The following is an 11,438-nucleotide window of genomic DNA, read 5'->3' as shown; positions in this document are numbered from 1 at the left end:
GATTTGATGCAGGGCTGGCGTTGGCAGGCAGAACGTTGAATAGGCAAGCGGCATAGATACCGTTTGGTGTTTGGTGAAGGGGTTTTGGTTTGATGCATCTGGTTTCCCGTCTGCGCCGCATCCTGGCGATGGCTGTCATCCTGCTGGGAATGCTGGCCGGCTTGGGCGTCGCATCCGCCCAGGCGGATGCTCCTGTCCACACCGGGGGGGGGGGGTCGTCAGACCCCTCGCGTAGCTGAGCAAACCCCCGGCATTCCCCCCAGCAGCGCAACCAGCACCCCGCTGCCCTCGCCATCGCCAATACAAGCCACCACACCATTAAGCCCGACAGCAAGCCCAGGAACCCCGTCATCGACGACAGGAACACCCGGCAGCGCAGACGCCGCTCCTGCCAAGCCATCCGAAAAGTCGGATGGTCAGGCTTCGCACACAGTGCGCTTCGACCCGGCCGACGGCAGCAAGCCCACCCAGGCGACCGTGAAAACCGGCACGCTCGCCGATCCCCCGCAGCAGAACCCTCAACGTGAGGGCTTCCGGTTCGACGGATGGACGCTTGACGGCCAGCCCTTCGACTTGCAGACCCCCATCCTCCAGGACACCACCCTGAAAGCAGAGTGGACCAAGGCCACGGACTGGCGGCTGAACCCGGATCACGGGCCCGCCTCCGGCGCACGGCTGACCATCAGCCCGCCCGACAGGCAGGAACCTCAATTCGCCAGCATCCACGCCGCAGGAAACCAGATAGTCGGCCTGGCCGGCGACGGGCGGATCTACACCTGGACGCAGGACAGCACGCCCAAACCAGTCCCCTCCCCCGCCCAAGCATCCGACGGGTTCCACTACCTGCAGGTTTCGGCCGGCAGCCACCGGCAGGCCGCACTCGGATCCGACCAGCAGATATACGCCTGGAACAGCGGACAAACAACTCCCACCATCCTTGACACCGGCCAGAACACCAGGTTCACCAGCATCAGCCTGAACGATGACCTCCTGCTGGCGGTGGACCGGCAGGGACAGGTCCACGCCTTCCAAGACAGCCAGAACCCGAAGCCCGACGAGCATGCCACGACCAGCCTGCCCGGAAAGACGCAGGCCGTCACCGCAGCCGCCTCCGCCAGCCGGATCCTCGCCCTGGATACGGACGGGCAAGCCTGGACCTGGGACGCAGGCAAGACCGGAAGCGTTAATTCTGAACGCGTCGAGCAGGACCCGGGCACACACACCGTCCAAGCGCAAGCCCTCAGCAAAGGATTCCTCCTCCTGGATTCAAAGGGACAGGCCCGGTACCTGGCCGACAACACAACCAGTCCCACAGCCGCCGGCCTGCCGGACGGCGAGCAAGCCAGCCGGATCACCGCCAACATGGACCAGGCCATCATCGTCGGCAAGGACGGCCACGTCTGGGCCTGGAAGCCAGACAAAACACCCATGCGCGCGGACAACGGGAAGCATAGCTACATACGAGCCGTGACAGTCGGCAGCAGGATCATCGCCATTGACGAGCAGGGTAGCATATTCACCTGGAATCCTGACACCCAAAGTAATCAAGGCAAGCCAGCCAGAATCGGCACCACACAGGCACCCATCCTGGAATCAGCCAGCATGGACGGCCAAGCATTGACGCTCGGCAAGAACAACGACTCGTGGCAGGTGGACATGCCCGCCCGCAAGCCGGGAGAAGCCGTCATCCTCATCACCGGCAGGCAGGACGGCCAGCCTTTCACCAGAAGCCTCAACTATACGGTCGACCGGCCGCTGACGCGAGCTGCCGAACCAAGATCGACGCTCACGGTCCATTTCGACACGGGCGGAGGAAGCCCCATACCAGCAGACCAGAGTTTTTCCACCCCATACGGCAGGGTGAAGCGGCCTTCCCCCGACCCGTCTCGTGACGGTTTCCTGTTCGACGGATGGTTCATCGGGCAGGTCGCCTATGATTTCAGCAGGCCCGTCGACAAGGACCTGACCCTGACCGCCAGATGGACGCCGGCAAGCCGGAACAGCACGTGGGGCATCAGCCCCGATAAGGGCAGCCAGCTGGGCAGGGAATCCACCACCATCACCCCGCCTGACAGCGCCAGCCGGGGCATCAGGTTCAGCCAAGTCAGCGGAGGAAAAGACTACAACTATGGTTTTTCCTTGGCGGTGGGCAGCGACGGGAACGCCTACGCCTGGGGATGGAACTACAATGGCCAGCTCGGCGACGGGACGAGAACTACCCAGACTATGCCGGTCAGGGTGAAGACACCCGACCGCAACACGTATCCGGATCTGCCCAAGGATTTCACCTACGTACAGGTCAGCGCAGGAGGCGATCATTCGCTGGCCCTGGGCAGCGACGGCAACGTTTACGCCTGGGGAAACAACGGCAATGGCCAGCTCGGCGACGGGACGACCACCGAGCGGCATGCGCCGGTCAGGGTGAAGACACCCGACCGGAAGACGTACCCGGACCTGCCAGTGGACTTCACCTACCTGCAGGTCAGCGCCGGAGGCCAGTATTCCCTGGCCCTGGGCAGCGACGGCAACGCCTACGCCTGGGGATACAACTACTATGGCCAGCTCGGCGACGGGACAGGCAGCGGCTATCGGAATGCGCCGGTCAGGGTGAAGACACCCGACCGCAAGACCTACCCGGACCTGCCAGTGGACTTCACCTACCTGCAGGTCAGCGCCGGAGCCTCTTATTCGCTGGCCGTGGGCAGCGACGGGAACGCCTACGCCTGGGGATACAACGGCAATGGCCAGCTCGGCAACGGGACAAGCAGCGACCGGTATACGCCGGTCCGGGTGAAGACACCCGACCGGAAGACGTACCCGGACCTGCCAGTGGACTTCACCTACCTGCAGGTCAGCGCCGGAATAGATCATTCGCTGGCCCTGGGCAGCGACGGCAACGCCTACGCCTGGGGATGCAACTACTATGGTAACCTCGGCAACAACAGCGCCAGCGGGTACAGTGACGCGAATCCTGTTCCTATGCGCGTGCGCGACCCTGCCAACCCCACCGACAAGAGCAAAGGACTGCAAGCCACACAGGTCAGCGCCGGATACCATCTTTCGCTGGCCGTGGGCAGCGACGGATACGCCTACGCATGGGGAGACAACTACTATGGCCAGCTCGGCAACGACAACAGCTACCGCAATTCGACTGTTCCTGTGCGCGTGCGTGACCCTGCCAACCCCACCGACAAGAGCAAAGGACTGCAAGCCACACAGGTCAGCGCCGGATACAATCATTCGCTGGCCGTGGGCAGCGACGGCAACGCCTACGCCTGGGGACGCAACAACTATGGCCAGCTAGGCGACAACAGCTACCGCAATTCGACTGTTCCTGTGCCGGTGTCGTTCAACCTGGCTCTGGTGATCACCGGTGTCAGGTTCGATCAGACCGCTGTATCAGGCCTGACGCGCGGCGATGGCAGCAGCGTCAGCGTGCTCACGCCCGCGCACCAGCCGGGCATGGTCACCGTCAGCGTGGACTACACGCTGGGCGGCGCACCCCAAACGCCGGACACCTCCTTGAAGTACACGTACCTGCCTGCAGGCGTGCTCCCCAAGGCAGGAGGGGAGGGCATCCTGCTCGCCCTGGCCACGGGCATGACCGGCATGGGCGGCGTCCTGGCCTCGCGCCGCCACCGGAAGGAAACACGCCAACTGGTTCACGCTTCGCACGAGTAAGAGCGGCCGGGCGGCGTATCAATCCCCCCGCCCCCGGCCCATCAAGGGGGAGCAGGGAGGAAAAGTGTCACTGAAGGCTCAAACCCCAAGTGAGCCGACACTTCCCTCCCGCGCCCCCACCACACTTCTGCAGGCAGCAGCCGAGGGCAGGCATGCACGCCCCCGCCTCTGCCTGGCAGAGGCGGAAACACAGTCAGCCTGGCCGCTGTTTACTCATTCCGCCAGCTTTGAGTTCCGCCGACACTAGATCAGGCTGTCATAGTCATTGCGCGATGATAAGGTTGTATCACTGTACAAAGACGCAGAAACGGATGACATGCACCGTCTGTTGGGGAGACAGTCGGCAGAGTTCTTGGGAGGCTCTGTAAATGGCATTATCGAATATTCCCCACTGTACTTCGCACGAGTAAGGCCGGGTTCCCATCACTGCAATCCGGCGAACTGGCGGCTGTGCCCATCCCAACCGAGCACGGTCGCCATCTACTTTTAAACGGCAGAAAGATACCCGTCGTAACGCTCGGGCTTGTCCGCGAACTCCAGGCCAGCCGGCTGATACCAGGAGTATCGGCGGGTGCCGCCGCCGTCAGTCCAGATCTCAGGGCAGTCGTTGACCAGCCAGTCCGACGGAATGGCATGGGCGCCGCCGGTCGAGGCCAAGGCCAGCGCCTGCCTGAGCTGGTCCTCCTGGTCGGCGGTCAGGCTGCCGGGACGGGCCGAGAAGAAGAGCGGAGTGCCGGTCCGCGTCAAGAGGTCCATCCACTGACGGTTGAGCTCCCAGTCGATTGATTCGGATATGCCCACGCAGTCGGCGTCGGTGGCGTAGAAGCTTCCGTGCTGGGGCAGGCGGAAGGCCAGGGTGTTGACCCCGATCTGCCTGGTCCGCTCCCACTGCAGGCCGCTGGTGTCATCGCCGGTCCGGTTGATCTGCATGAAGCCGACGCCCAGGTGGCCGACCACGTTGCACCCCTGAACCAGCATCCCGGTCTTGGTGGCCTGCTCGAAGATGGCCCGGTAGAGCTGCTTGACCACCTGGGCGCTGGTCAGGCTCCGGTCGTAGAAGTGCCAGCCGTCAGGGCTGGGCCAGGGGTTCATCTGGAAGCCCCACCTGCCCAGCAGGTCGAAGGTGCTGAAATCATGCTTGACCAGCTGGTAGCCCCACTCCCCCAGCTGGGCGATGTCCTGGCGGATGTAGTCCAGGGCCTGCGGGTTCGAAGGGTCCAGGCATCCGTTGTGCGGGAGCCTGAACTGGTCGGCAATGGCCTCGTCCTCGTTGAGGAGCGGACGGTACCAGATGCCCGGTTTGATGCCCATGGCCTTGATCTGGTCGGCCAGGGCGCCCATGTCGCCGAACTTCTGGTTGCCACGCCGCCAGGGGCCGCCGTTGTAGTCCTCGAGCCGGTGGTGGTCCTGCCAGCCATCGTCCACGACCATGGTGGGGCGGTGGGCGTTGCCCTGGGTCAGGTCGGCCAGATACTCGGCATCGGCAAGAATCCGGGAACGGCTGGAGTCCCCGTAGGCGTAGTACCAGTTGTTACTCCCGTAGACCGGCTCAGGGGGCATAAGGCCCTTGCGGCTGATCCGGGAGCAGAAGTCGCTGGCCACAGCAAAGACCGGGCCGCCAGCCCGCTCCTGGAGCGGATATTGCAGGCAGATGATGGTGGCCGCTTCAAGCTCCCGACCGTCCAGTACCAGCCCACTGCCGCCGTTGCGCAGGTCAAGGAAGAGGGTGATGCCGGCCGTATCGACCTGCCAGAAGCAGAAGGCGTTGGCACCGGTGGCCACCCCGTACCCCTCGGCCTGCTCCTGACCCGCCGCCAGGAAGTACCAGGGCATGAACCGGTTGGCGCGCATGGTCTGGAAACCCATGCGGCCGTAGCCACGCTCCCAGGCGTCTCCCAGGTAGAGGTCGTCGGCGGGCATGGGCCTGGTCCAGCGCAGGGCCAAGGAGCGGATGGGGGTGGAGCCGGCGGTCAGGCTGACCGTCAGAGCGGATTCGCCCTTGAGGCTGACCCTCGCATCGGGGGCTGCGTGGAAAGGCCTGCCTGCGGGCGCGGTCTCCCTGTCGGCATCGGTGGTCAGCGTGATCCAGTCCGGCTCTCCCAGGCTAAGGCTGGTTGGGTTCATGATTCAGTGCTCCTTCATCCCTGTGGTGTGGCAGATGGCGGCGGGTCAGACCCGGACCAGGTCGATCAGGCGGATGGTCTCGGGCTGGCAGCGGGGTATGCGGATGCCCACGCGCTCAAGATAGGTGGCGGTGACCTCGGCGGTGCCCAGCGGACCCGTCGGATCCAGATGCTCCAGCGAGGCCCTGGGCTTGGCGGGGCCGGTCCAGGCCAGCCGATACCGGGCCTTGGGGTCCAGACCGGGAATACGTAGATAAACACCACGATTATGCAGGGATTCGTCCAACTGGACGTGGGCCAGGATGGCACGGCTGCGGTCGGGGGCCACCACGCCATGAGCCAGGACCGAGGGGTCGGCCAGGTCCAGGCGCACCACGCGGCCGGAGTGGAGGAAGCCGCGGTTGGCCTTGTACCAGGTGATCCATTCCTTGAGCCGCTCCAAGTCCTCTTCGCTGGCCTGGCGGATGTCCCACTCGATGCCCATGGACCCGAAGACGGCCGTGGCGGCCCGGAAATCCAGGCTGTAGGTTCTGCCGGTCTGCTGGGAGGAGGGCTGGGAGATGTGGGCGCCGATGTACTCGGGGGCCACGGTCTGCTCGGTCCAGCGCTGAATCAGCTGCCTGCTCAGGGCATCGGTCATGTCGGAGTTCCAGAAGCGGCGGATCTTCTCGATCACGCCCAGGTCGATGCGGCCGCCGCCCGAGGCGCAGGACTCCCACTCCACCTTGGGGAAGCGAGCGCGGAGAGCGTCCAGCAGGCGGTAGTAGGCCAGGGTCTGCTCGTGGATGGCCGGCGCGCCACCGTGGGCCTGGGAACCGGCCTCAAGCAGGTCGCGGTTGTGGTCCCACTTGACGTAGTCGATGCGGCAGGACTCCAGGACTCGGGTCATGGCCTCCAGCACGTGGTTGAAGGCCTGGGGGTTGGTCAGGTCCAGGACCAGCTGGTTGCGCTGCAGCTCCGGGTTTCTGGAGGATGCCCTCATGACCCACTCAGGATGGTCGCGGAAGGCGTCCGAATCCGGGTTGATCATCTCCGGCTCGAACCAGAGGCCGAACTGCATCCCCAATTTATGGACATAATCAACTAAAGGCTCCAGACCCTGGGGCCAGACCGCCGGGTCCACCCACCAGTCGCCCAGACCGGCCTTGTCGTCCCGGCGCAGGTGGAACCAGCCGTCGTCCAGAACGAGCCGCTCCACCCCGATGCGTGCGGCCCGGTCGGCCAGGTCACGCAGGGTATTGAAGTCGTGGTTGAAGGTGATGGCCTCCCAGACGTTCAGGATGACCGGCTGCTCGCGCGGATGCTCGGGCAGGGTGCGCTCCCAGGCGTGCAGGCTGTTCATGATCGGATCCATGCCATGGTCGGAGGCCGTGGCCACGATCCAGGGCGTGCTGTACTCCTGGCCCTGGTCCAGGACCACCTCACCCGGCAGGAGGAGTTCGCCAGCGCTGACGCCGGCCGGGGTGGCGCTGTTCCGATCCACCCGGAGCACGGTGTTCCCGCTCCAGGCCGGCTGAACACAGAGCACCCTGCCGTGATGGAAGTCGAAGCCGGGGGTGCCCACCATGACCACGGGCCCCTCGAAGCCGGTGCGGCCCCAGCGGAACTCGCGCACCCAGGCCCCGTCGGCCAGGTCGTGGCGCTGGGGGCTGCGCTCACGCTCGTGCCTGCCGGCGAAGTCCAGAATCTGGGTCTGCTGGTCGTCCAGGGGCAGGCGGACTTCCAGACCCTCCAGCAGGAAGGGATCGGCACCCAGGTTGCGCAGGGTGTGGCGAATCCGCAGGGAACCGCCGGCCATGGCCTCCACCCTGGTCTCCAACCCAAGCTGGGCATCCTCGTCACGGGCCTTGATGGTCAGCGAGTCGGCGGTCTGCTCGGTCTGGCCTTCCACCAGGAAACGAGGCGACCAGGAACGCCCGGCCTGGATGCCCTCGGGGCCTTGGGCGATCCGATGCCCGGTCAGGCCCGGATGCAGGTAGACACCCGTAGCGTGCTCGAGCAGAAGTGAGGTATTGAGGTTGGTCGCCTCAGCACTCCCGCAACTGTCGAAACATGATGCAACCTGCACACCCAGTACCTTCGGCAGATCTCCGCCAGACTGTGGGGAGACCAGCGCCAGACGGGTGGTTTCGGGCCCACCAAGGTCATTCCCCGGAAAGACAATCATGGGTGTCACCAACTCCTTTATTGCTTGATCGGTTTTCTACCTCAATTACTTAACCGAACCCGCGACCATGCCTGCAATGAAGTACTTCTGCAGGAACATGTACGCCACCACAATTGGAGCGGCGGCGATCAGTGCTGCAGCCGCAGCAATACCAAGATTGTTTGCATTGGCCGAGAAGAAGGAGGCCACGCGGGGAGCGATGGTCTGGGCCTGCGGATCGGTAAGAATATAGCTCGACAGGGCATATTCATTCCAAACGGAAGAACCGGTCATGATAATCACCGTTGCGGTAACCGGTTTGAGCATTGGGAGAATCAGGCGGCCGAACACCTGCAAATGGGTGGCGCCGTCCAGAGCACCAGCCTCATCAATAGCCGGAGGAATCGCCTTGATAAAGGCCGTATAGAGGAATACCGACAGAGGCAGCTTCAGGGCGGTCAGCACCAGAATAATTCCCCAGTAGTTATTGATTCCGCCAATTTTGACCAGAAAACTGTACAGCGGCACCATGATGCTCATAGGAGGAATCATCATCATGGACAGGATGAAGGCGGATACATACTTGTTCCACCTAGTCATCCGACGTGCCAGCGGATAGGCGGCGGCCGCGCCAAGCACGCAAACCAGGAAGGTAGCCCCAACAGTCACAATGGCGCTGTTCAGAACGGCGTGGAGGATGCCGCCCTCGCCAATGGCCTCCGACCAATTGCTCCAAGCCAGGTCATGCGTGCGCATAACCACGGAGGGCGACAGGTCATCAGACGGTTTGAACGATGTGGTGATAGCCAGGTAGAAGGGAAGCAGCTGGCAAATACAGACGATGACCAGGAAAAGATAGATAGCCCACCTTCCCCTGCTGTATGCCCGAGCAGCCGTATGTTCTTTAGACAACTTGCTGTTTCGACTCATCTCAGGCCTCCCAGTCCAGCTTGGCCAAGCCCTTATTGACCAGCCAGGTCACTATGGCGATCAGGATGAACAGGAATACCCCAATGGCAGAGGCATATCCTGCAGTCTGATTGTCAAAATAGGTGATTCCGATGTAAGTGGAGATCGAGTTCGTCGCATAGCCAGGTCCTCCGTTGGTCAGCACCTTGACGATGTCATAAAGCTTGAGGCCACCGATAAGGTTGAGCACCACACTGGTCGTGAATGAAGGTGCCAACAGAGGAAGGGTTATATTCCAGAATTTCTTCCAGCCATGGGCCCCATCGACTTCAGCGGCCTCAACAACCTCCTGATCCATGGTTTGCAGACCAGCCAGATAGATAATCATGGAGATACCAACGAACTGTATGGAATTAACCAGAACGATAATGGCTACCGAGAACCCGGCGTTGTTAAACCAGGCGACCTTGTGGAACCCCATGGCAGTCAGCATGGCGTTCAAGGCTCCCTGCTGGTACTGGAAAATGAAGTAGTACATGATTCCCATGACCACAGGAGCGACAAGGGCGGGAAGATAGATGATGGCACGAATCAGGGTACGGCCTTTGATCTTGGCATTGAGCAGGAGCGCCAACGCCAGACCCAGCACCTGTTGCACAACGGTGCTGCCGATGCCATAGATGAATGTGTTCACCACCACTTGTTTGAAATTCGCATCAGTCCACATCTGCTTGTAGTTATCAAAGCCGATGAATGCCTTCGCATCGTTATAACCATCCCAATTAGTAAAGGAAAGCTCGATGCCTGATATCAACGGATAGATAATGAATACCACCAGCAGCACCACAGCAGGCAAGTAAAAGAGATTGATGGACGAACCAGCGAACTTCTTGTACCGATTCACCACCACGGTGCTTGTCTCAGCCTTTTTGCCGGGAGAGCTGGGGGATGGGCTCGCGCCCGTCCCATTTGCTCCCCTGGTGGGCTGGTTGATTACACTCCGATTCGTGTCATCAGCCATTTCTGCGCTCCTTATATCTCCCGAATTAAGCGATTACTTCTTTGTCTGGAGACTGTCGAAGGAGGTCTTTGCCTGATCGGCAGCACTCTGTGGATTCAACTGACCGGTGATCAGCCCATCTGTGGACTTAGCCAGAGTGTTGTACATGCCGCCGGGCAGATAGGTCCTATCGAAGAGGGGTACGGTCTTGGTCTTTTGATCATTCATCCAGTAGTCGTAGGTCTCTTGGAACTGGCCTAGGGCAGACTTGACGCCAGTCAAAGCTGAATTGTTCATGCTGACATTCACTAGTTGCTGCAGGTTGGCAGGCTCAGCCATAAAATCAATGAATTTCAGCGCGGCATCCTTGTTCTTGCTGGTCTTGGATACGCCGAAGGTCAGCATGTCCTCACCAGTCGAGAAGTAGGGCTTGCCAACGGTCGAAGGAACAGGCATCATGCCCAGCTTGACCTTAGGATTATAGGACTCGATCAACTGTGCGTTCGTGTTCGACCGGAAGAAGAAGCCGGCCTTGTCGGCGGCCATCAACCTGGCGATGTCGTCAAGCGTCGCTGAGGTGTAATCCACGTTAAAGTAACCGGAATCCCTCCAATCACTGACCATGGTTGCGTACTTCTCATAGACTTTGGTATTGAATTGGCCCTCCTTCAGGCTTTTCAGCTCGCTCTCCGTATACATGCCCGGAAGGATGTAATCGGCGATGCTGCCATTGGGACCGGGATCTTTGGGCGAGGTAATGATTGGCGTCTGCCCGGCGGCCTTGAGTGTATCGCATGCCTTCTTGAAGGCATCCCAAGTAGTGATGGACTTGGGATCAATTCCGGCATTCTTCAGAACGGTTTCGTTGTACAGTATGCCAGAAACCTGAATGTCTGCAGGCAGAGCATAGAACTTGCCATCGGAGGTCTTGTACACATCATTCCCCAACGGCTTCAACCTCTTGGCCCAGGGTCGGTTCTGCATGGGCTCAAGGAAGTTGCCATAACGGTCACGGGACCAACCGTGCGTGGCCCAGATATCCGGCGGATTGTGCCCAGCCAGACGGACTTTGATGTCATTTTCGTTGTTATTAGTACCTGGATCAACCTTGATCTTGACGCCAGGATTCTTTGCTTCGAAAGCCCTGGCCAGCTTGGTGATGACTTTCAGTTGCGGCGTACCCGTCGACTGCATGGTCATGAATTCAATCGTCTTGGTACCGCTCGAGCCTGATGACGATCCGCCGCATGCACCCAAAGGTGTCAGTGCAAGCGCACAGCAGAGGCCTGCGATGACCATTTTGCCTTTCCTCATCAACCACTCCTTTGTAGGTCGTCTATTTCCACGAGGCGCCACAGTTATCATCCGACTGCGCCGTCTTGGTATATCTGAGTATATACGTGTAGATTATACTGTCAAATTCCCGCACGACGAGCAAAGCAGAATCAAGCGAATTTCATGGGCCTATAAATCGTTCTCATTACTGGATTATTAAAGAATGATTCATAAAATTTTGCTCATCCAATATTTCCGGAACTGGCTATGCCTTGATATAATCTACTCGTGTAAATCATTTTTT

7 protein-coding genes are annotated in these 11,438 nt (G+C 60.8%); 2 read left to right on the top strand and 5 right to left on the bottom strand.

The annotated features are described in order from the left end of the window. Positions 1-92: 92 nt before the first annotated feature. Together CI601_RS08395 and CI601_RS00245 are read left to right on the top strand one after the other, a co-directional pair. Complete coding sequence (locus CI601_RS08395; RefSeq protein WP_183129687.1) at positions 93-239, top strand: hypothetical protein; 147 nt, start codon at positions 93-95, stop codon at positions 237-239. 193 nt (positions 240-432) lie between these two features. After that, a complete protein-coding gene (locus tag CI601_RS00245) occupies positions 433-3,681 on the top strand; it encodes an InlB B-repeat-containing protein (protein WP_121913879.1) in 3,249 nt (1,082 codons plus the stop codon). A 486-nt stretch (positions 3,682-4,167) separates the two neighbouring features. On the opposite strand, the gene CI601_RS00240 is transcribed toward CI601_RS00245, so the two are convergent. The 5 genes from CI601_RS00240 to CI601_RS00220 are packed head-to-tail and all read right to left on the bottom strand — an operon-like array spanning position 4,168 to position 11,059. Next, entirely contained in the window at positions 4,168-5,805 is a 1,638-nt protein-coding gene (locus CI601_RS00240; RefSeq protein ID WP_121913878.1) for a glycoside hydrolase family 36 protein, read from the bottom strand. 45 nt (positions 5,806-5,850) lie between these two features. Beyond that, positions 5,851-7,971: an alpha-galactosidase gene (locus CI601_RS00235; RefSeq protein ID WP_121913877.1), complete on the bottom strand. Its 2,121-nt coding sequence runs from the start codon at positions 7,969-7,971 to the stop codon at positions 5,851-5,853. A gap of 45 nt (positions 7,972-8,016) precedes the next feature. Then, positions 8,017-8,880, bottom strand: coding sequence for a carbohydrate ABC transporter permease (locus tag CI601_RS00230; protein WP_121913876.1), 864 nt, complete (start codon positions 8,878-8,880; stop codon positions 8,017-8,019). A 1-nt stretch (position 8,881) separates the two neighbouring features. Then, a complete protein-coding gene (locus CI601_RS00225; protein WP_121913875.1) occupies positions 8,882-9,880 on the bottom strand; it encodes a carbohydrate ABC transporter permease in 999 nt (332 codons plus the stop codon). A 33-nt stretch (positions 9,881-9,913) separates the two neighbouring features. Continuing rightward, entirely contained in the window at positions 9,914-11,059 is a 1,146-nt protein-coding gene (locus CI601_RS00220; protein WP_259465260.1) for an ABC transporter substrate-binding protein, read from the bottom strand. Positions 11,060-11,438 lie beyond the last annotated feature (379 nt).

Origin of the sequence: Bifidobacterium sp. wkB344 (assembly GCF_003688305.1) — a bacterium.
Classification (GTDB): domain Bacteria; phylum Actinomycetota; class Actinomycetes; order Actinomycetales; family Bifidobacteriaceae; genus Bombiscardovia; species Bombiscardovia mizhiensis.
Note: the sequence above shows the minus strand (reverse complement) of the source record. Positions and strands in the feature narration are given on the sequence as shown.

Excerpts from the sequence above, each read along its gene's own strand:
- CI601_RS00240 (WP_121913878.1), bottom strand. The coding sequence starts at position 5,805 with ATGAACCCAACCAGCCTTAGCCTGGGAGAGCCGGACTGGATCACGCTG.
- CI601_RS00235 (WP_121913877.1), bottom strand. The coding sequence starts at position 7,971 with ATGATTGTCTTTCCGGGGAATGACCTTGGTGGGCCCGAAACCACCCGT.
- CI601_RS00230 (WP_121913876.1), bottom strand. The coding sequence starts at position 8,880 with ATGAGTCGAAACAGCAAGTTGTCTAAAGAACATACGGCTGCTCGGGCA.
- CI601_RS00220 (WP_259465260.1), bottom strand. The coding sequence starts at position 11,059 with ATGACCATGCAGTCGACGGGTACGCCGCAACTGAAAGTCATCACCAAG.
- CI601_RS08395 (WP_183129687.1), top strand. The coding sequence starts at position 93 with ATGCATCTGGTTTCCCGTCTGCGCCGCATCCTGGCGATGGCTGTCATC.
- CI601_RS00225 (WP_121913875.1), bottom strand. The coding sequence starts at position 9,880 with ATGGCTGATGACACGAATCGGAGTGTAATCAACCAGCCCACCAGGGGA.